Here is a 19,442-nt window from a genome sequence, read left to right as displayed (position 1 = left end):
ATATTGACTCGGATTGTAGCCTGCTCCACGGTCGAAAAAATTCACCTATTTTCTGCAATTTCTTGCAAAGAGCGTGTCAGATGATCGAAGATCGGGCGAAAATCGATGCATTTGATATGAAGATTTTGACGGCCATGCAGATCGATGCAAGCGTTTCCCAGCGAGATTTGGCGGAGAGGGTCGGCCTGTCTCAGAACGCGTGCTGGCGGCGGATCCAGCGCCTGCAGTCGCTAGGCCTTATCCGGGGGTCGCACAGCGATATCGATCTGCGAGCGCTGGGACTCGACCTGACGGTTTTCGTAATGGTCCGCACTCGCCACCATTCCAAGGAGTGGAGTGAGGCGTTCCGTGCCCATGTTGAACGGTTGTCGGAGGTGATCGATTTCTATCGGATCGGAGGGGACTGGGACTATCTGATCAAGGTCGTGACACAAGGCATGTCCGGCTACGATGCATTCTACCAGAAACTGATCACGAACTTCGACCTGGCTACGGTGACAGGCTTCTTTTCCATGGAAGCGATCATCAACAATCGTCCAGTGGATCTGACCAATCTGCGATAATGCGGCGCCTGCTGTTGGACACTTCGCCCTTCATCGTCGGCAAGCCGTCGACTGTGGCACCACCAGGGTGAGGTGTCGATTACATGAGCCCGCAGGTCTGGCTGCGAGTTCGCCCCATGAGCTGTTTGCAGGCCTCAACTGAGAGTTCCTCCGCCCTTGCTGCGCGGGTCCTGACGACGCTTCGCTCACGTCCGCACCCTCAGCGCCTGCTCCAGCCTGTCGGCAATCTGGGTGACGATATAGGCAATCACCATGTAGATCACGACGGCAATCACGAAGGCTTCGAGGTAGTAGTAGTTCAGCGCGGCGGTCAGCTGGGACTGGGCGAAGATATCGACAACCTCGATGGCGAATCCGAGAGAAAGCGCCTTCATGATGACCATCATCGAGGTTGTCAGGTCGGGAATTGCCGTGAGAGCCACCTGGGGAAACAGAATCCGTCGGAACAATTGGCCGTTCGTATAGCCAAGGGAATGGGCGGCGTCTGACTGACCGGTGTCAAAGGCGTTCAGGGCTCCTTTGATAATCTCCGATTGGAACGCAGCGATACAGCCTGTCACCGCAATAATAAGGATAACCGAGTTGGGTGTTTCGTGGGCGTTGAAGTTGATCCCGAGCAACGAGAGCAGGAACTGGAATGCCGGGGGCAGACCGAAATAGGCGAGGAAAATCACGATGACCATCGGAACGCCCTTGAAGACGATCTTGTAAGCCATGATGAGCTCTCGCAGCACCGGGACTCGTCTGTATTCGACGAGTGCAAAAATGCTGCCGACTAGCGTCGACAAGACGAAAATCGTCAGCGCCATTCCAAGCGTTACAGGTACGGCGCCCAGAATTTCCTGGGTGTCCTGGAGCAAAATTTCGGTATCGAACATGGTTTAATACCCTTTAGGTCAGACGCTGGCGATGGCCGCGTTCTTGATCTGAGCTGTTGTCGTGGCCTCAGGCGCCTGCATCGGCGAGCGAAGCTCGAACAAGTGCACGATGAACCAGGCAATCAGGCACATCAGCGCATAGATGACGGCCAGGACGAGGTACGTTTCGAACTGGTACTGGTTATAGTCGCGCTCCATGATCAAGTGCGCGGTCGCCATGACGTCGGCCGCCCCGATGTACATCACCAGCGCAACGTTATGGATCAGGTAGATGATGGAATTTCCATAGCCGGGCAATGCGAAGTGCACCGCTTGCGGGCCCACGATGCGGGTGATCTTCTGGCGAAAGGTATATCCTAGACTGTCGGCCGCATCATGCTGGCCGCGATCGACGGCCAGGTATGCGGGCCGAAGGACTTCCGACAGATACCCGCCATGGTAAAAGCTCAGTCCGACCATCGCAGCGATCGTCGGCGAGAAGAAATCTGCGGAGCCGAACAGGGCCACCAATAGGGGGAGCCCGTAGAACGCGACGAACAACTGGAGGACGACGGGAACGCTGCGGGCATAGGACACGTAGAGGTCAGTGAGGTGGCTGACCACTGGTATCCTGCGAATCCGCAATGTTGTCGCAACGAGCGCCAAGCAAAAGCCGACCAACATGGCGGTAAACGTGATAGCGAGCGTCAGCGGCAATGCCGAGAGCAACTCGGGAATCATAGCAGAAACATCCACTTTGAAACGCTCCTTCTTGCAATTCAGACTTGCCGCTGACGATATCTACTCAGATCGCATCATTTCATATACTTGACGATGCCTTCGCCAAACCACTTCTGCGAGAGCTTTTCGATCGTACCGTCGTCTTTCAACTCCTTCAGAACTTTGTTCACGTCATCGACTAGAACCTTGTTTTCATCTGACTTGTGAATAAGCATATAAGTATTGTTGGTGAAGACTGGTTCGGACGCCACGATGTCGAGCTTCTTTTCATCGATGACGGTCTGCTCACCAAGATTTGAAGGCAGGACCAGCGCGTCGAACTTGCCGTTCTGAACTTCGTCCAAACGGTTTGGATACGGGATTCCGGCGCTCGACGCCGTCACGTCAAGCTTGTATTGCGGATTTTCTTTTTGCCAGTTCATGATGAACTTATAGGTTCCGCCGCCAGCCGTGGTCGGAACGATCCTCTTGCCGACCAGGTCTTTCATTTCTTTGATGCCGCTGCCCTTTTTGCTGTAGATCTTCATCAGGCTGGCGCCCATGGGGTTTTCCGGAATGAAGAACTGCTTGGCGCGCTCGGGTGACTTGTAGTAACCGCCGACCGCGATGTCGTATTTGCCTGTGGCCAGGCCAGTTTCCTGCGCGATGTCGGAGACACCTTCCATTTCGAACTTGTATTGCGGCAGCTTTGCGTTGATCGCCCTCAGCAGATCGGGTTCATACCCTTGCGGCTCGACGCCGAGCGCGCCCCAAGCCAATGGCTTGGATTCGGCAGAGGTCGCGATCTTGATTGTCCGAACGGTCTGACCATAACTGATCCCTGCTGTCGCAAGGGCAATTGCGATGCCGCCGGCGACGGCCAGGGCATAACGACGCGAAAAACTGGATTTGATTGCAGACATTTCTTGGGTTCCCTTCTTGTTGGATTATTGAAAAGCGAGTTCAGACTGCAGGAATTGAGCAAGTCGTGGGCTGGAAGGCGCATCGAAGATCTCAGCTGGACTGCCGTCGGCGGCAACCACGCCACGATCCATGAAGACGATCCGGTTCGAGATGTTCTTTGCGAATTGCATCTCGTGGGTTACAAGCAGCGAGGTGATGCCGGACGACGTGACATCCTTGATCACCTTCAGGACTTCACCGACCAGTTCGGGATCCAGCGATGATGTCGGTTCGTCGAAGAGCATCACATCCGGCCGAACCGCCAGCGCACGTGCGATGCCTGTGCGCTGGAGCTGGCCACCTGAGAGCTGGGACGGATAGCTGTCCCGCTTCGCTGAGAGGCCGACCCTTTCGAGCTCTCGCAGCGCGATTTCACGCGCCTCGTCGGTGGACTTGCGCTGGACGACGACCAGCGGATCCATGACGTTCTGGAGGACGGTCATGTTCTTGAAGACGTTGAATTGCTGAAAGACCATCGCTGTCCGGAGCCGGATCGCCTGGATGGCTGCCTTGTCGGCGCGCTGGTAATCCATCAGAATCTGGTCGAACGCGATGGTTCCAGATGCAGGCTTAACCAGATAGTTGATGCATTTCAGCAGGGTGGTCTTGCCGGTGCCGCTTGGGCCGATGATTGACACAACGTCACCTCGCTTTACCGAGAGATTGACGCCGTTCAGGACCTGTGTGCTTCCGTAGGACAGCTTTATATCTTTGAGTTCAAGCATTCTGGTTGGTTCCCTTCAGAGTGTGGGAAGGAGTGTCTTGACCGCATGCGATATCATCACCCGCTCTCCGCATGGCCGAGAACGTGCATCAGCCGGTTCGCCCAGCCGAAGATCGATATGGCGTGGATAAGGTCGATGATCTCGGCATCATTCATGCCGACCGATCGCAGCGCGGCGATATCGTCTGGCGTCGCTTCCGACGGCGCCGCCGACAGGCGGCGGGCAAAGCTGTAGATCGCCGCATCTCGCGGCCCAAGCTTTTCGGGTTTGTCGAGGTACAGCGCGGTGACAACATCGTCGCTCTTGGTCAGCTCTGCATGTCGGCGGGCGTGAACAACGGCACAGAATTTGCAACCATTGACCATCGAGGCGCCCAAGGCGCCAAGTTCGCGATCGGGACGGGCGAGCCCGCCCTCGACGTACATGATCGCGTTGAACAGAATCGTGCGGGCAAGATAGCTTTCCGGATCATGCACAAGGGTCCGTACATATTCCGAAACTTTCTTGGCGGAGGGCGTAACCTTCATCGCATCGAGCTGTTCCGGCGTGGCCCCGGACAGCTCGACCGGCGCGATGTATGGCTGCCAGTTCAGCGGCTTCAGGCGCACCGAGGAAATCATGCCGACCTCATCAATCGCAAGCCGGTCGCCACCCGTGTCTGGAAGTTGACGAAGGCGATCAGTTCGGAGAGCGCGACGATCTGAGGATTGTTCAATCCAGCCTTGTCCAGGAGCGCGATGTGGCTTGCTTCCGCCTTTTTCGGCGTCAGGGTGATCAGGTCAACATGACGGACGATGGTCGCCAATGGTTCTTCCAGAGCCGTTTCGCCCTGGGTCACGGCCAGAAGCTGCTCGGTCGGACCAAGCTGAGCCAGCTGCATATCATATTCGGCCACCAGGACCGGATCGGCGTTCAGGGCGGCCATGCGGCGGGCAAGAGCAACACGCAAGTTCGGCGCCAGCCCCTGATCGTTTGCCGGCTGCAGCACCGAGAGGCGACATTCCTCGGCCCCTCGCACGAATTCGGGCCGAAACCGCCGTGCGGCGAACAGCGCATCGTCCGGCGAAAGACCGGCGGCTTTGTCAATTGCGTCGATCACAGCGCGGCCTCCTTTTGCAGCAAGGGTGTTGAATCGACCCATTCGTCGCCCAGAAGTTCCGGGGTGTCGTAAGCGATCAGATTGGCGAAGTGGGTTTCGACATCTTCAGCAAACAGCGACGCCGCAATGCCGCGGACGAGACGGTCGGCACCGGCACTGACGGCTGGGATATCGCCGGAGACCTTGCCATGTGTCAGCATCGCGGCATCGTTGAAGCAATGGATGTGCGCCAGCACCGGGCAGGAGCCGGGAACGCGTTCGCGAAACTCGAAGGCAGGACCGAGATCCGGCGCGTCCGACATGCCTGCACGAGCCGGCCCCATATCCGGCCTATATCGGCCATCCGACCAGGTGCGGATATATGGGGCGATCGCCGCAAATTCCGGGCGGCCGCTGAAGTCATTTGAAAAGCCGGTTGCCGCGATGAGGAAGTCGTAGCGTATCGGCCCCTGCGTGGTTTCCACCAGCAGAGTCCCTGCCTCCTCCTTCACCGCAACTATGCCGCAGTCGAGAAGGAACCGAGCATTCGAATGGCGAGACACGCGAAGTGTCGATGAACGAGGCGGCGGTGTTTGGGTCGAGGCGGTATAATCGAAGAATTTCCACTTCCAGGCGTCGGGCAAGTGATGCATGCCGAGTACAACACCCGGGCTGCCAATACCGGTCAGCTTGTTGATGCGCGGCATTTCCTTGCGACGGATCAACATGTCGACACAGCCGGCTCCCGCCTCGAGTGCCGTTGCGGCATTATCCATGGAGGAGGCGCCGGCGCCGATCACCGCCACACGCTTGCCTTTCAGCGCATTGAAATCGATTTTGTCGGCAGAATGGGCCCAATAGGCGCGATCGACGCCGCTGAGGAAATCGGGCACGGCAAAACCGCCCAACCCGGACCGACCAGTGGCCAGAACGAGACGACGGGTGAGAACCCGGCCGGTTTCCGCGCCTTCGATATTGATCGCAATCAGATCTCCAACGGGTGCCAGTCCGGTCATGCGCACGCTGTTGCGCACCGGCAGGCCAAGAACCTTGCGGTACCAGACGAGGTAGTCCATCCACTGGCCCTTGGGGATTTTGTCCAGCGACCGCCAGGCCTCAACGCCCCATTGCGCCGTGAACCAGGCGCGGAACGTCAATTGCGGCAGGCCGAGCGACGGACCGTGCAGGGTTTTTGGCGACCGAAGCGTTTGCATGCGGGCAAACGTCACCCATGGTCCTTCGAGCCCGGCCGGAGCCGCATCATAGGCCACGACATTGGTTATCCCGGTCAGCACCAGCTTTGCCGTGGCAGCAAGTCCGCACATGCCGGCGCCGATCACCACGACGTCACGGACCGGCACGCCATCGTGCGAACGCGCGGGAACCCATGGCTTGGCGGGCAGTTCGAGAAACTCGAGATCCTGCGCGAGCTGTGCTTCGAGCGCAGCAAGACCTGTCGGCGTTGGCGCGGCGGGGGTATGCTTCATATTCCTGTTCCGTGATTTGTGCCGGATGCAGGATCGTTCACCAATTGGCCAGCGAGGGTCGGATCCAGTTTTTTGAAGCCGACGATCGACCGTTCAGCCACCGCCTCGACCGCATCCATCAACGCCTGCGCGACTGGACGAAGCGGGCGTTTCTCGGCAGCCACAACGCCCCAATAGAAAAGAACGGTCACGTCGATCGGGCGAATGACGACCCCAGGCAGGGCCACGCCATAGGCGGTGAGGGGATCAATCACAGCCGCGACGCCAGTCCGCCGAACGATCTGCAACGCGCCATATGCTGTATTCGTCCGGATCACTGGCCCGGTATCGATGCCCCTGGCCGCCAATGCCTTGGAGACATGCAACTGGAAACGTAGGGGGTTGAGCAGTGTGGCGACGCGGCGACCGGCAAAGGCGGAAAGCGGTATCACGTCAAGTTCAGCCAGCGGATCGTCCTCCCGCACGGCAGCAACATCAGGCGCCGAATAGAGCCGCAGGACATCCAGACCGGGCGTATCGAGCGGCAGGCTTGAAAACCCGATCTCGGCACGTCCGCTGCGCACCTCCTGGGCGACGATCGAGGGGAGAAACTGCCCCAGATGCGTCTCGTGCGGAAGTTCGACACCTTTGAGTTCGGCCATGGCCGTCGGGATCAAGCCAGTACCGATCGCCGAGGTCGTAACAATCTGCAGGATTCGCCCTCTGCCGGCGGCAATCATCTTGGCCCGCGCGGCTAGCTCGGTGAAGGACATCAGCAAGCGCCGCGCCTCCTCCTCGAAGGCCACACCCTCCTCGGACAACTGCACCCGCCGACCGACACGGTGCAGCAATTCGAAGCCGAGCTCTGCCTCGAGATCCTGAATGGTGCGTGTCACTGCAGGTTGGGAACGACCGAGCATGTCAGCCGCCTTGGTAATGCTGCCGCTGGCAGCAACCGCAAGGAAGCTCTGAAGGTCGCGGGTTTCCATGTTCTCTCTACATGCGCAATCCGTATGATTGACATCGTCTCATTCATTTTTGATATATGTCAAGCGGAAACGAATATTCGCTGAGGCATGTTGCAATCGCGGGCTCAGGCCGGAATCCCATCGCCAGAAGCCGACGATGGCAGATGCGGCTCCGATTTGTGGAACCTCCTAGTGAGAAATGGAGGCTGCAATGCCCGCAACAGGAGGGAATTTATGCGCGTAAGCATTCTTGGCGCCGGAGCGATTGCTTACGGCCTTGCCGCCTATCTGGCCGAAGCGGGACATGACCCTATGCTTTGGTCGCCTTCCGGAGAACGCACCAAGGCGCTGGCCGCCGGTGGATTGCTGAAGGCTACCGGAGCTATCAAGGCAACGACTAAGGTGCGCATCGCCAAGGATTGCGAAGACGCCATTGCCGATGCCGACGTCGTCATAATCGCGTTGCCGGCCTACGGGCACAAGATGGTGATGGACGCTGCCACTCCTTATCTAAGGGACGGAACGCCGGTTATCATCAGCTCGCACAGTTCCTTTGGGGCACTGTATCTCTCCAAGCGGCTTGCGGACCGGAAGGTTAGCCTGCCGATCGTCGTCTGGGGTACCACGCTCGTGACCGGGCAACAGCGCGGGCCAGCCGAAATCGATGTTGCAACCGTTCGCCAGAAACTGGATGTCGCGACGCTGCCTTTCAGTGCTCAGGACCAAGGGTTCGAGCTTTGCACGAGCTTGTTCGGCGATCGTTTCGTCAAGCGCGACGGCATGCTTGCTATCGCACTCAGCAACCTCAATCCGCAGAACCATCTCGGGATCGCTCTTCTTAATCTCACACGCATGGAGAAGGGAGAACAGTGGAGCCAGGCCGGAAACGTCACCCCGGCTGTCGGCCGCTTTATCGAGGCTCTGGACGCGGAACGATTGGCGATCGCCGCCCGTTTTGGAATTGCCGTGCGCACAGTTGAAGAGCATTTTTCATTGTCGTTTCACGTCCCCATGGCCACCGTTTCGGAAATGAACCAGGAGATGGATCGCCAAGGCCGCGGCGGCTTCGGCCCGTCAACCATCGAAAGCCGCTATATTCTCGAGGACGTTCCGTTCGGGCTGCTGCCGACCGTTTTGTTGGGGAAGATCAGCGGAAATTCAGCGATTCTCCATGAATCTGGAATTGCCATATTCTCGGCGGCTTACGGTCGCGATCTTAAGGGCGATAATGATATTCTTCCCGCGCTGGGCTTCGAGGGAATGGCAAAAGCGGACCTCGAAAACCTTTGCCGTAAGGGATTCTAACAAGTTTCCGCCGTGGACTGGGACATAGGCCAAGTGCCCGAAAAACCACCGGGACTGGTTGCCGGCGAGCACGACATGCAGGTTCCTCGGCGAGCGCCGGGAGATGTCTCCAGGAACTCAGCACGAGATCGAATGGTCCCGCCCGGCGGTGTGAGTTGGTCTGTAGCAGGGTCCGTCATCGAAACCCAGTGCGGCATGGTTCCATCAGTTGCCACATGCCTGAACATTGCATCAACTGCGCAGGCGCTTCGCGCCTCCATCAAGATACCGGCCATGCAGGCGCCGACAGTCCGGAACAACGAGTGTCGTAGCCCGTTCAGGATAAGTGGTTCGTCCACAATCAGCTACGCGAGATAGACATGTTCCGATTTCTAACGTTGGCAGGGACCATCTTGGGTCTGACGATGTCGCCGGCGCAGGCCGCCAGTGATGCGGATCAGGCTGTCGAACAATTTCACCGTACCTGTCTGGCCGAGGGTCCCAATTTCGAGCGCATGATAGAGACCGCGCACGAACGCAGGTGGACACTTATTGCCGAAGCAGGCTTCGGCGAACTCGCGCCAATCGCTAATCCAACCTCAGTGGAGGCATGGCTGGTGGCCGAAGCGGAGGAAGGATTGCCAGCAGGAACCATCATCGGCACTACCAAGGCAACGATGAGCGGCAAACCGGTGCAGACGTGTACGCTGGCATTTCCCGATATCGATGAAGAGGCATTTCGGAAGAGTTTCTTCACCCGTACGGATGCCGAGAAGATTGCCGAAGACCGCGATACGGAGGAGTTCTCGCGTCTCTACATCCTCGTTGCCGGCGGACGTAAGCAATTTGTCCGGCTGGTGGTCCTGCCTTCAACGCCACCAGGAAACCCGCGCGTCGTTGCCAGTTCGATCATGGCCGACTGACATGTCATTCCTCCCGCCCCCGTGCTCCTCTGGAGGGCGAACACTGCGAAATGTCGCGAGCAGCAGAAGGTCGTAGATAATTTTCAGCCCACCGGCGATGATCAGGGGCCAGCCGAAGCTGGAGACGGCAAGGAGAGCCCCTGCGAGGACTGGACTGGCGGCCGCCGCGAGGCTGCGGGGGGCGGCGGTGATGCTCGCCGCGGCAGCCCGCTCTTCGGGCGTCACCACGGCCATGAGGTACGATGTGCGGGTCGGTACGTCCATCTGCGACAGCGCGCTTCTAATCAGCAGAAGAACGACAGCCGGAGCGACGCTCGGCATGAACGGGATGAGCACCAGACAGAGGCTCGACGGAAGGTGCGTAAACACTGCAGCCGCCGATAGAGGAGCACCGCCGCCAACCCAAGTGAGGCATAAAATAGAAAAGCTGCCTGGAGGGCCTGCTTCATTTCCAGGCCGATGGCGTCGCGGAGAAAGTCGGGCGTTCCTGCGGCCAGCGCTCCGACGGCGCCGGCGAGAGAGCCGATGAGGCTGTAGCGCGCAAAGAGCGCCGTGCGGTCGCGGTCGGTGACGCTCTGCGCAAGCTGCGCATGTTCGAGCGGTAGAAACACGCTGACGTCCCCTGAAGATGGGTTCAGCGTGCCGACGAACGCGATGAGAAGCAGCGGCCAGAAGTCGTGAACGACAGCGAAGACGACCCCCGTTGCTATCATCAGGACAGCCGCTGCGGTCAGCAGCGCTCGACGGGAGAAGCGATGCGCGACGATCCCAACAGCCAGGGTGAGGACGGCTGAGCCCGCGAGCGTCGCCGTCGACAGGGTTCCGATCTCGAAGGCGTCGAAGCCGAGCGTGGCCAGATAGGCGGGAAGCAGGATGCTGACCAGACCGTCACCGAACGCCCGCAGTCCCCTGGATGTCAGCAGGTTCGCAGCAGTCGGCTCAGCACCGGCAGGAAGCAGCCTGAAGCGCCGCTTCGAAATAGCTTTGCGCAAACCGTGCGCGAGCCACTGTAACGTCAACGATGCCTCCACCTCCTCACCCCACGGGTCAGGGCGCTGGCTGCACGGGGTTAGATCGCTCCCGTCGCCATCCCGTAGAGCAGCCCGAGGATCGAACAGCCGACGAGCACCGGGAGCATGCCGATCTTGAAGCGAAACACCGCTAGCAGCGCACCCAATGTCAGGACGAGGGACGCGACGTTGACGGAGCTGAATGCGGGCACATCGACCGTCATGCCGAACCCTTTGACCTCGCGCAGTGCACCAAACAGAACGTGAAGCGCGAACCACACCGCCAGGTTCAGGATCACGCCCACCACGGCTGCCGTTATGGTCGCCAGCGCGGCGGACAAGGCCTTGTTGCTGCGCAGCGTTTCCACGAACGGCGCACCGACAAATATCCAGAGGAAGCAAGGTGTGAAGGTGACCCAGGTGGTGAGCAGGCCGCCCAACGTTCCAGCGAGCAGCGGATTAAGTGATCCCGGCGCTCGATACGCGCCCATGAACCCGACGAACTGGGTCACCATGATCAAGGGGCCAGGCGTCGTCTCCGCCATGCCGAGGCCGTCCAGCATCTCACCTGGCTTCAGCCAGCCATATGTATCGACAGCCTGCTGCGCCACGTAAGCGAGGACGGCGTAGGCGCCTCCGAAGGTCACGACCGCCATCTTCGAGAAAAAGACCGCGATATCGGCGAAGACATTGCCGGACCCGAACAGCACGAAAAGGCCGAGGACAGGTGCCAGCCATAGCACCAGAAACACACCTCCGATCTTCAACGACCAGCTGACCGGCGGGCGAGCATGGGCAGGAATGCCTTCGCCGAGCGCCGATTCCGCGTCGGCGACCTGCTTGCCGCCGATCTTGCCGTGGCCGTTGCCCGCCATGAACGCTGCCAGCCCGGCCCGCCCGCCGACGTACCCGATCACTCCGGCCGTCAGGACAATGAGCGGGAATGGGACATGGAACAGGAAGAGCCCGATAAAGGCGGCGGCGGCGAGGCCTATCATGACCTTGTTCTTGAGCGCCCGCTTGCCGACCCGGATAACCGCCTCGAGCACGATGGCGAGGACGGCGGCCTTCAGACCGAAGAAAAGCGCCTGCACCGCGCCGACATTGCCAAAGATTGCATAGATCCAGCTCAGCGCCATGATGGCGAGGACGCCGGGCAGTACGAACAGCGTGCCGGCCACGAGCCCGCCTCGGGTTTTATGCAGGAGCCACCCGATGTAGACGGCGAGCTGCTGGGCCTCCGGTCCTGGCAGCAGCATGCAGTAGTTCAGCGCATGCAGGAACCGCGTCTCGCCGATCCAGCGCTTCTCCTCAACGAGGATGCGATGCATTACCGCGATCTGGCCGGCCGGGCCACCAAAACTCAACGCAGCGACTCGCGCCCAGACCCGCACTGCTTCGCGGAAGGGGATGCCATGCGAAGGTTCATCCCCCAGCGCATTCGGATGGACGGCATGGACGCTGGTCATTGGTTCCCCTCACCCGCGCTTCTGGCGGAAATACTGGTAGAGATTGTCGAAGACCGGGCCGCCCTGCGCGATCCGCTGCTCGTCGCCCTTATTCGTCATGGCGATGCCCGCGATTAGGCTGGCAATGCCCGTCGTCTCGTCGCGCCCGAACTTGCCGTCCTTGAGGTCGATATCATGGACGATCTCGGCGATGGCCTGCAGCGCCGGGTCGCCAAGCCCGGCCCGGGTGAGCAGCACCTCGAAGCTGCAGCGGTCGCCCTCATGGGTGATCTCACCGTCAAACATATCAAAGCGCAGCTCTCCCGGCTTTGCCGCATAGCTCTTGCCTGGGACGAAGCGGATGACGGCGTCTGGATCAATGAAGCGACGGATTAGCCAGCTGCAGGCCATCCGGTCGACGTGCACGTCGCGGCGTGTCACCCAGATCCGGCCCTTGAGGTCAGTAATCGGCTCAGTCGCCTTTGACTCCTCGGTCATGGGCTGGTCCTCCACGAGATGCGTCTCGAGTTCGGCGAGCAAACCCTCAACCGCGAGGCGACCCGTGGCGCCGAAGAAGTCGATCGTGTCCACCTCGGCGAGCCGCTTGCGTATTCGGCCGAGCTGCGATCGTGTCTCCGCACGCTTTTCCGGCGTGGCGTTCGCGCCGATCTCGGCGGCGAGACCACGCGCTTCCTTGGCGATCTCCGCATAGTCGGCATCACGCGCCGCATCGAACAGCGCTTGGACCTCGGCATCCGACAATCCGTCGATGAGACGCGCCTCGCACACCATCGCCTCGCCACCACCCGCGACGATCTCCTTCAGGAGCCACTCGAAATCCTCCTGCGTCTCGGCATTGGCCGGCAGTGCATAGACGGTGCTTTTTACCGCGACCGCGCCGATGCCTTGCAGCCGCCGCCAGATCTTCACCCGGAAATAGGCCGGCTTGCTCGGCAGCCGATGGATAAGGAGCAGCCAGCGCTGTTCCGTCGTTTCCCCCTCACTCATAAGTGAACCGTATCACGTGCAAGATTAAATGCAACACTTGTATCATTATTTGTTCAGGCGTAGCGTTGGCGGTCTCGCAGACTGTCCCGCTGACGCCTGACAGGAGGTGCCGAAATGAGAGCTTCGGGTGGGGCTACCCAGTCAGGATCATCCGCGACTCGGACCCTTGGACGCACCGCAGCTAGGCTCATGACTGCCGGCATGATTATCGGGACGGGTATTTTCGGTGCCCTTGGTGCGACCGCCGAGCGGGCCGGTCCCGCCCTTCTCCTGGCGATGATTCCAGGAGGGCTGGTATGCTTGGCCACAGGTATCAGCGGCGCGCAGCTCGGCGTCAATTTCCCCAGACATGGCGGTGCGTTCATCTGGGCACGAGCGTTCCGTCTCGACACGGTCGCCTTCCTTGCTGGCTGTTGCTATGTTGGACAGGGCATTGTGGGCACGAGCGTGGTATCGCTCGCCTTCGCTTATTACTCAGCACAACTTATTCCTGGCCTGCCCCTACATTTGACGGCTGGCGCGGTTGTACTCGTTGTCATGGCACTGAATTCCTTCGGTATCTCCTTCACGAGCAAAGTCATTATTGGCCTGATGCTGGTCATCGTTGCGCTGCTGGGCGTATTCGTCTTCTTCGCGGCTCCGCATGTAGAAGTCGCTCGTTTGGCCCCGACACTGGATAAGGGGCCATTCGCATTTATGGCGGGCGCCGCGATCTTCTTCTGGGCTTGGGACGGCTTCATGCGCACCGCCATTATGGCGGGCGAAATTCGGGATCCCCGAAAGGCCATTCCCTTCTCCATTCTAGGCGGCATTGCGATCGCCGCCGTCGTCTACTACGCCGTGGCCGCTACTACTCTGGGGGTGCTTGGCGCAGAGGAAATGGCCAAAGATGACGTACCTCTCTTCAAGGCAGGTATGCAGGCTATCGGGTCGTGGGGCGGCTGGCTGATCCTGGGGGCCGCATGGACAGCATCGATTAACGAACTCGTTAGCGATCTGCTCAGCGTCTCGCGTGTGGCGCTCGCGATGGGCGAGGCGCACGAATTGCCGAAATGGCTCGGCGAGGTCCATCCGCGCTTCAAGGTGCCGCGTCACGCAGTACTTGCCGTCGGCGTGCTCGTCTTTGCAGTGGTGCTGGTGTTCGACCTGCGTCAGGTTTTGCCGCTCGCCAGCTTTTACCTGCTGGTTTGGTTTGCCATTACCCACTACGCGGCTCTGCACTTAAGCAAGGAGCAGCGCCTATTCTCGCCCTTCTTCGCTTGGTTGGGCCTGGCTTGCTGCTTCACACTGCTCTTTTTCATACCACTCCTGCACCTTATAATTGGAATGGTGACGCTCGCGATGGCGTTCGGCACTCGATTCATTGTGCGGCGCCAACCGAAATTTGGTTTCGGCTAGTGCTAGATGAAACGAGGAGGTCTAAGATGCTCAATACCCAAGCTATTGAATCCCTTACCGGACTGAAGGGACAGACCACGGGGGACGTGCTCAAGTTATCGGTCCCGCGCAGTGAAATGAGAGTGACCCTGGACGGCTTTGAGATCATTCCGTTTATGGGCCTCACCTCCTGGGTCAGTTTTAAACAGGGGGCACATCATGCCACGTTGATGGGCGACATCGTCGTGCTCGAAGATGAAATCGAGGACGCGATGGCCGCAGCGATCCAGGCGAACCTGTACGTAACAGCCCTACACAATCATTTCGTCCGCGAACAGCCGCGCGTGATGTTTATGCATGTCGAGGGTACGGCTGATGAAACTGCGTTAGCGACAGGAGCGCATAGGATTTTTGAAGCGATAAAAATCGTGCGCCAGAAGCATCCTGTCGAACCTGCCATGAAGAAAGTGAACAGTAGCTTGGACGCGCCGCCGCTTGAGGCGATTGTCGAGCACAAGGGCGAGAGCAAGGACGGCGTGCTCAAGTTTGTCCTGGGGCGCCCATCCGTGCCCGTCGTCTGCACACGCTGTGGCGAGCTCAATATTGATGCGGCAATGGGCTACAACACATGGCTAGCCTTTCAGGGCACGGACGAGCGCGCCGCGGTCTGCGGCGACTTTGCGATGCTGGAAAATGAAGTCCGTTCGGTCATCCGTGAACTGCAAGCTGGAGCGATTGAAGTGATCGCGGTGCACAATCACATGTTCTTTGAAGACCCGCGGATCATCTTCTTGCACTACTGGGGCATCGGCAATGCTCAGGCGTTGGCGCAGAGCTTGAGGCGGGCGCTCAACACACAGCAATAGTCTGTTGCAGTCGCCACAGGAGTCACGCGACCGCCGCGCGCTCGCGATTGATGGCAGCGATGATGTATCGAGTGAAGAACTTCGGCGCAGCGCTCGGGTTGGCGGCGCGACGGCGGTGGGAAGGTCGGCCTGGGTGGCGGTTCCGTCGAAGTTGCCATACTCGTCGATCCTGGCGGGGCCGAACGGCACATCTCTTGGGAACTGCCGTTGGCATCGATCCAGTCGATGTCACGGCGGACCCCAAACACGGGTCGGCCAAGATCGAAAACCTATCTCCGGATCAGCGGCCGAGCAGGGTAACCGCCAGCGCGGCGCCGATGTCCAGAACATGTCCCGCCTTGGCTCGCAGGATTTCGGTGCGCGCCATCAGATCTTCACCCGGAAGGCCGGCTTGCTCGGCAGCTGATGGGCTGATGGATAAGGAGCAGCCAGCGCTGTTCCATTCGGTTCGCCATCACTCATAAATGAACCGTATCACGGGCAAAATAATATGTAACACTTGTATCATTCTTCATCCAAGCGTAGCGTTGTTGGTATCGCAGCAGTAGGCCGCGCTGAGTGGCGCCAACCAAAAGGGAGACAAGGCCATGAAATGGGTTACCCGCGAACGTCCGGTCATCGACCGTATTGCTTGTCCCTGGCTGATCGCTCGCTTCATCGACAAGGAGCCAGAATTCCTGTTCGTGCCGCCGGATCGGGTGATCCCGGTTGCCCAGGAGACGGGCGCTACACCGTATGACGTGCCCGGTGTCGAGTTCACGCATGTGGGTGACGGCTGCAGTTTCGATACCTTCGTCTCGAAATACGGCCTCGAGCGCGATCCGGCGATCGTGACGATCGCCTCGATCGTGCGCGGCGCCGACACCGATCGGCACGATTTGACGCCACAGTCTGCGGGGCTGCTTGCGATCTCGATGGGGCTCAGGGACGTGACGCCCGACGACCAGGAAGTGCTGAAGCACGGCTTCGTCATCTACGACGCGCTCTATGCCTGGGCTTCGCGCCGCAAGGCGGAGACGCACAGCTGGCCACCTGCCATGAAACCAGCTGTGGCTTGACCGGTGGGCGATTGGGGGCAGATCACAAGGAGAACTCCCATGCATGCAAAACTCATGAGCGGCGCAATGCTAATTGCGGTCTCGGCGCTGCTCGAACCGGCATCGGCTGCACCCAATTGGCAAATAGTCGCGCAGACACTCGGCAAATCCGGAACGGAAATGCCTGGCGGCGTTTACAGGGTGGGCTTGCCACGAACCGACCTGAAAGTATCCCTCGATGGGATATCCCTGAAGCCAGGATTTGCGCTCGGAGGCTGGATCGCGTTCGAGCCAATGGTGAACCAGGCGATGGTCATGGGCGACATCGTTCTGACGCAGGACGAGGTGAACCCGGTCATGAAGAAGCTACAAGAAGGTGGGATCGAGATCACTGCAGTGCACAACCACCTGCTGCGCGCGGAGCCGATGACGCTCTACATGCACGTGTTCGGCCAGGGTGATCCCGTCACGCTCGCCACTGCGCTTCATGCCGGATTGGCGTTGACAAAGACCCCGATGGAGAATGCCGCGTCCGGTGCCTCGCAATCGGAAGCATCCACCCAGCCGATCGACACGGCGGCCGTCGACAAGGCCATTGGCTACAAAGGTAAGGTCAATGGCGGCGTCTACCAGTTCAGTATCCTGCGCGCCGAACCGGTCAAGGAAAATGGTATGGACGTGCCGGCCGCCCTGGGCTCGGCCTTAGCGATCAACTTCCAGTCGACGGGCGGTGGCAAAGCAGCGATCACGGGTGATTTTGTGCTGACCGCCAAGGAGGTCAATCCGGTTCTCAAGGCAATGCAGGATAACGGCATCGAGATTACCGCGCTGCACAGCCACATGCTCGATGAAGAGCCGCGGCTCTTCTTCATGCATTTCTGGGCGAATGACGACGCGCAGAAGCTGGCAAAAGGCCTGCGCGCGGCCCTCGATAAAGTCGCCGTCAAGAAGAGCTAGATATTGGGCCTCCGCGCGATCGCACGCCGGGAGGGAATCAGCCGATGTTGCTGCGAAGCCGGATGTCTGACAAGGCGCAAATCGCTACACGGCAAGAGGGAGGATATGCCCTTCAGGTCGGTGCGTTGACCAAGCGCTATGGCGAGCAAACCGCGTTGGCGGATGTTGCCTTCAACGTGGAGGCCGGCGAAGTTCTCGGTCTTATCGGGCCGAACGGCGCCGGCAAGACTACGCTGTTGGAAGCGATCGCCGGCCTTCTTCCGGCCGACTCGGGAACGATTCTCCGGCACGGCGCCTCTCTGCCGCCTGCATCGCGCCGCAGGTCGATCTTCTTCCTTCCCGACGGCCTGCGGCCCTGGCGCGACCAGTACGTCGAACATGTTCTTGCGTTCTTCGCTGATGTCTACCGGACATCGCACCTCGACGTCGCGGAGACAGTCGGGGCCGTCGGACTTGCACCGGTGTTAATCAAGCGCGTGTCTGAATTGTCCAAGGGGTATGCCCGTCGACTGATGCTGGCGCTTGCCCTGATCACGCCGCATCCCTTGCTGCTGATGGACGAGCCCTTTGACGGCTTCGACTTACGACAGACCTGCGAGATCATGAGCGTGCTTCGCAAGGTCGCGGCGCAGGGGCGCAGCCTCGTCCTCGCGATACACCAACTGCTCGATGCCGAGCGCATGTGCGACCGTTTCGTCTTGCTCGCGGACGGCCGCGTACGCGGCATCGGATCCCTGAGCGACCTGCGGGCGCGTGCGGGAATTTCCTCCGGTGGGTTGGAGGAGGTTTTCCTTGCGCTCACCTGAGGCAGCCGTACCGCTCGGCGCTCCCTTCGGCCCCTTGCTGGCCAAGGAGCTGCGGGAAATGGCGAGCGGCCGGCCGCTCTGGATAATGCTGCTGATACTCTGCCCTCTCATTGGCTTCAGCTTCTTTCAGGCCGTATCGCTCTATAGCAACGCGAGCGCCACGGCGCTCGACGCGTCGGGGCTCGCGAGCGCGCTATCACCGATTGACGGCGTGTTGGTCCCGACGTTCGGTGGCTTCTACGTCGCCGTCACACTGCTGTTTCCCTTTGTTGCCATACGCGTGCTCGGCAACGAAAAGGAGTCCGGCGCCTTGCGGCTCCTGATCCAACTGCCCTATCGAACGCCGACCTTGATTGGCGCGAAGCTGGTTGCCGTCTTCGCAGCTTGGCTCATTGCCGCGGTGCCTGCGATCTCTGCGCTCGCGATTTGGGAGTTCATGGGCGGACACCTGTTCGTTGCCGAGACGCTGAATCTTGTTCTCGGACATTTGCTCTACGGGCTACTGGTCGGCGCCATTGCATTGTTCGCAGCCGCGCTTGCCGAGAGCGCGGCAACCGCCGCGATTGTCACGCTCGGTTTCACGATTGGATCGTGGGTCATCGACTTCGCGGCGGCCAGCCAACCCGACCTCCTTGGCTGGTCGTCGTGGCTGTCGCTCACCCAAACGCTGCACACCTTTGAGCTCGGATTGCTGTCGATCAGTCTTGTCGTCGGGGTGCTCGCTGCGATTCTTGGTTTTGCTGCGCTCGCTACCATTTGGCTCCCGATGGGCGTTGCCCTGCGCACCAAGGTTGCACGTTCGGTCGTCTGCATCGTGGCGACCTGCCTTGTGCTGGTCGCTGCAGCCCAGATCAGATGGTCGGTGGATTCGACCGAGGACCGGCGGAACTCTTTCTCGCTAGCCGACGAGCAGGCGCTGGCGCAGCTCAGCAAGCAGCTGACCATCACCGTTCACCTGGTACCTGAAGATCCCCGGTATGCGGATTTGCAGACCAGCATCCTGTCGAAGCTCGAGCGGATCATTCCCCGGATTATCATCCGTCCTGCAGGCGACCAGCAGAGCGCTGTCGGCAGCGCAAGCGACGAGTCGTATGGTGAAGTGGAGTACAGCTACGGCGGCCGGTCGGCTGTCAGCCGATCGACGGGCACCGAGGAAATTCTGCCGCTCCTCTACGGGCTCGCAAACGTACCCCTGCTCGCACCGGTCACAGGAACCGACGACTATCCAGGTTATCCGCTCGTCGCCGTGCCCTGGATCGCGCTTCCCTGGTTCCTTGGCGGCCTGCCGCTGCTCATCGGGGTCGCCTGGTGGCGGTGCCGCCGGGTACCGACCATCGAATACGCTTCAAGCCAGAAGGAGATCAGCCGTGAAAATCTCACATAGCC

General features: G+C 60.0%; 19 protein-coding genes and 1 pseudogene. 9 read left to right on the top strand and 11 right to left on the bottom strand.

What is annotated here, in order from left to right:
• Positions 1 to 80: 80 nt before the first annotated feature.
• Positions 81 to 563 (top strand): Lrp/AsnC family transcriptional regulator, encoded by a 483-nt coding sequence (locus NKJ84_RS23100; protein ID WP_352508390.1) that lies wholly within the window; start codon positions 81 to 83, stop codon positions 561 to 563.
• A 185-nt stretch (positions 564 to 748) separates the two neighbouring features.
• Here NKJ84_RS23100 and NKJ84_RS23095 read toward each other — a convergent pair whose 3' ends face one another.
• The 8 genes from NKJ84_RS23095 to NKJ84_RS23060 are packed head-to-tail and all read right to left on the bottom strand — an operon-like array spanning position 749 to position 7,361.
• Positions 749 to 1,441, bottom strand: a complete 693-nt coding sequence (locus NKJ84_RS23095) for an amino acid ABC transporter permease (RefSeq protein ID WP_352452053.1) — start codon at positions 1,439 to 1,441, stop codon at positions 749 to 751.
• Between the two features lie 18 nt (positions 1,442 to 1,459).
• Positions 1,460 to 2,176: an amino acid ABC transporter permease gene (locus NKJ84_RS23090; protein ID WP_031194726.1), complete on the bottom strand. Its 717-nt coding sequence runs from the start codon at positions 2,174 to 2,176 to the stop codon at positions 1,460 to 1,462.
• Between the two features lie 59 nt (positions 2,177 to 2,235).
• Positions 2,236 to 3,063: a transporter substrate-binding domain-containing protein gene (locus NKJ84_RS23085; RefSeq protein ID WP_352508389.1), complete on the bottom strand. Its 828-nt coding sequence runs from the start codon at positions 3,061 to 3,063 to the stop codon at positions 2,236 to 2,238.
• A gap of 24 nt (positions 3,064 to 3,087) precedes the next feature.
• Entirely contained in the window at positions 3,088 to 3,828 is a 741-nt protein-coding gene (locus tag NKJ84_RS23080; RefSeq protein WP_352508388.1) for an amino acid ABC transporter ATP-binding protein, read from the bottom strand.
• 56 nt (positions 3,829 to 3,884) lie between these two features.
• Entirely contained in the window at positions 3,885 to 4,448 is a 564-nt protein-coding gene (locus NKJ84_RS23075; protein WP_352503504.1) for a peroxidase-related enzyme, read from the bottom strand.
• Positions 4,445 to 4,927: a CMD domain-containing protein gene (locus NKJ84_RS23070; RefSeq protein ID WP_352508387.1), complete on the bottom strand. Its 483-nt coding sequence runs from the start codon at positions 4,925 to 4,927 to the stop codon at positions 4,445 to 4,447. Before NKJ84_RS23070 ends, NKJ84_RS23075 begins: the two co-directional genes overlap by 4 nt.
• Complete coding sequence (locus NKJ84_RS23065) at positions 4,924 to 6,393, bottom strand: NAD(P)-binding domain-containing protein (RefSeq protein WP_352508386.1); 1,470 nt, start codon at positions 6,391 to 6,393, stop codon at positions 4,924 to 4,926. The genes NKJ84_RS23070 and NKJ84_RS23065 overlap by 4 nt, the downstream gene beginning before the upstream one ends.
• A complete protein-coding gene (locus NKJ84_RS23060) occupies positions 6,390 to 7,361 on the bottom strand; it encodes a LysR family transcriptional regulator (protein ID WP_352508385.1) in 972 nt (323 codons plus the stop codon). The genes NKJ84_RS23065 and NKJ84_RS23060 overlap by 4 nt, the downstream gene beginning before the upstream one ends.
• Positions 7,362 to 7,574: 213 nt before the next feature.
• On the opposite strand from NKJ84_RS23060, the gene NKJ84_RS23055 reads away from it, so the two are divergent.
• Positions 7,575 to 8,645 carry an NAD/NADP octopine/nopaline dehydrogenase family protein gene (locus tag NKJ84_RS23055; RefSeq protein ID WP_352508384.1) on the top strand — a complete coding sequence of 357 codons (1,071 nt, stop codon included), beginning with the start codon at positions 7,575 to 7,577 and terminating at the stop codon, positions 8,643 to 8,645.
• Between the two features lie 359 nt (positions 8,646 to 9,004).
• On the top strand, positions 9,005 to 9,547 hold the full coding sequence (locus NKJ84_RS23050) for a hypothetical protein (protein ID WP_352508383.1): 543 nt from the start codon (positions 9,005 to 9,007) through the stop codon (positions 9,545 to 9,547).
• A 21-nt stretch (positions 9,548 to 9,568) separates the two neighbouring features.
• Here NKJ84_RS23050 and NKJ84_RS23045 read toward each other — a convergent pair.
• From NKJ84_RS23045 to NKJ84_RS23035, 3 genes and pseudogenes are all read right to left on the bottom strand, one after another.
• A pseudogene (locus NKJ84_RS23045) lies at positions 9,569 to 10,506 on the bottom strand (MFS transporter); the annotation flags it as partial.
• Positions 10,507 to 10,616: 110 nt separating this feature from the next.
• The gene (gene chrA / locus NKJ84_RS23040; protein ID WP_352508382.1) at positions 10,617 to 12,026 is read right to left on the bottom strand and encodes a chromate efflux transporter; all 1,410 of its coding nucleotides are present in this window, start codon (positions 12,024 to 12,026) and stop codon (positions 10,617 to 10,619) included.
• Positions 12,027 to 12,035: 9 nt separating this feature from the next.
• A complete protein-coding gene (locus NKJ84_RS23035) occupies positions 12,036 to 13,013 on the bottom strand; it encodes a chromate resistance protein ChrB domain-containing protein (RefSeq protein WP_352508381.1) in 978 nt (325 codons plus the stop codon).
• A 189-nt stretch (positions 13,014 to 13,202) separates the two neighbouring features.
• On the opposite strand from NKJ84_RS23035, the gene NKJ84_RS23030 reads away from it, so the two are divergent.
• From NKJ84_RS23030 to NKJ84_RS23005, 6 genes are all read left to right on the top strand, one after another.
• On the top strand, positions 13,203 to 14,411 hold the full coding sequence (locus tag NKJ84_RS23030) for an APC family permease (protein WP_352508380.1): 1,209 nt from the start codon (positions 13,203 to 13,205) through the stop codon (positions 14,409 to 14,411).
• A gap of 26 nt (positions 14,412 to 14,437) precedes the next feature.
• The gene (locus NKJ84_RS23025) at positions 14,438 to 15,256 is read left to right on the top strand and encodes a DUF1259 domain-containing protein (protein ID WP_352508379.1); all 819 of its coding nucleotides are present in this window, start codon (positions 14,438 to 14,440) and stop codon (positions 15,254 to 15,256) included.
• A 587-nt stretch (positions 15,257 to 15,843) separates the two neighbouring features.
• Positions 15,844 to 16,314, top strand: a complete 471-nt coding sequence (locus NKJ84_RS23020) for a chromate resistance protein ChrB domain-containing protein (RefSeq protein WP_352452041.1) — start codon at positions 15,844 to 15,846, stop codon at positions 16,312 to 16,314.
• Between the two features lie 39 nt (positions 16,315 to 16,353).
• Complete coding sequence (locus NKJ84_RS23015) at positions 16,354 to 17,250, top strand: DUF1259 domain-containing protein (protein ID WP_352508378.1); 897 nt, start codon at positions 16,354 to 16,356, stop codon at positions 17,248 to 17,250.
• A gap of 44 nt (positions 17,251 to 17,294) precedes the next feature.
• A complete protein-coding gene (locus tag NKJ84_RS23010; RefSeq protein WP_352508377.1) occupies positions 17,295 to 18,056 on the top strand; it encodes an ABC transporter ATP-binding protein in 762 nt (253 codons plus the stop codon).
• Positions 18,043 to 19,440: an ABC transporter permease subunit gene (locus tag NKJ84_RS23005; RefSeq protein WP_352508376.1), complete on the top strand. Its 1,398-nt coding sequence runs from the start codon at positions 18,043 to 18,045 to the stop codon at positions 19,438 to 19,440. The genes NKJ84_RS23010 and NKJ84_RS23005 overlap by 14 nt, the downstream gene beginning before the upstream one ends.
• The last annotated feature ends 2 nt before the right edge of the window (positions 19,441 to 19,442 follow it).

This window comes from Mesorhizobium sp. M0048, from assembly GCF_040323405.1.
Classification (GTDB): domain Bacteria; phylum Pseudomonadota; class Alphaproteobacteria; order Rhizobiales; family Rhizobiaceae; genus Mesorhizobium.
The sequence above is the reverse complement of the archived record's forward strand: the minus strand, read 5'-3'. Positions and strand labels throughout refer to the sequence as shown.

Bases quoted from the DNA above. Each gene is read 5' to 3' on its own strand.
- NKJ84_RS23100 (WP_352508390.1), top strand. From the start codon at position 81: ATGATCGAAGATCGGGCGAAAATCGATGCATTTGATATGAAGATTTTG.
- NKJ84_RS23095 (WP_352452053.1), bottom strand. From the start codon at position 1,441: ATGTTCGATACCGAAATTTTGCTCCAGGACACCCAGGAAATTCTGGGC.
- NKJ84_RS23085 (WP_352508389.1), bottom strand. From the start codon at position 3,063: ATGTCTGCAATCAAATCCAGTTTTTCGCGTCGTTATGCCCTGGCCGTC.
- NKJ84_RS23080 (WP_352508388.1), bottom strand. From the start codon at position 3,828: ATGCTTGAACTCAAAGATATAAAGCTGTCCTACGGAAGCACACAGGTC.
- NKJ84_RS23075 (WP_352503504.1), bottom strand. From the start codon at position 4,448: ATGATTTCCTCGGTGCGCCTGAAGCCGCTGAACTGGCAGCCATACATC.
- NKJ84_RS23065 (WP_352508386.1), bottom strand. From the start codon at position 6,393: ATGAAGCATACCCCCGCCGCGCCAACGCCGACAGGTCTTGCTGCGCTC.
- NKJ84_RS23060 (WP_352508385.1), bottom strand. From the start codon at position 7,361: ATGGAAACCCGCGACCTTCAGAGCTTCCTTGCGGTTGCTGCCAGCGGC.
- NKJ84_RS23055 (WP_352508384.1), top strand. From the start codon at position 7,575: ATGCGCGTAAGCATTCTTGGCGCCGGAGCGATTGCTTACGGCCTTGCC.
- NKJ84_RS23050 (WP_352508383.1), top strand. From the start codon at position 9,005: ATGTTCCGATTTCTAACGTTGGCAGGGACCATCTTGGGTCTGACGATG.
- chrA (WP_352508382.1), bottom strand. From the start codon at position 12,026: ATGACCAGCGTCCATGCCGTCCATCCGAATGCGCTGGGGGATGAACCT.
- NKJ84_RS23035 (WP_352508381.1), bottom strand. From the start codon at position 13,013: ATGAGTGAGGGGGAAACGACGGAACAGCGCTGGCTGCTCCTTATCCAT.
- NKJ84_RS23030 (WP_352508380.1), top strand. From the start codon at position 13,203: ATGACTGCCGGCATGATTATCGGGACGGGTATTTTCGGTGCCCTTGGT.
- NKJ84_RS23025 (WP_352508379.1), top strand. From the start codon at position 14,438: ATGCTCAATACCCAAGCTATTGAATCCCTTACCGGACTGAAGGGACAG.
- NKJ84_RS23020 (WP_352452041.1), top strand. From the start codon at position 15,844: ATGAAATGGGTTACCCGCGAACGTCCGGTCATCGACCGTATTGCTTGT.
- NKJ84_RS23015 (WP_352508378.1), top strand. From the start codon at position 16,354: ATGCATGCAAAACTCATGAGCGGCGCAATGCTAATTGCGGTCTCGGCG.
- NKJ84_RS23010 (WP_352508377.1), top strand. From the start codon at position 17,295: ATGTTGCTGCGAAGCCGGATGTCTGACAAGGCGCAAATCGCTACACGG.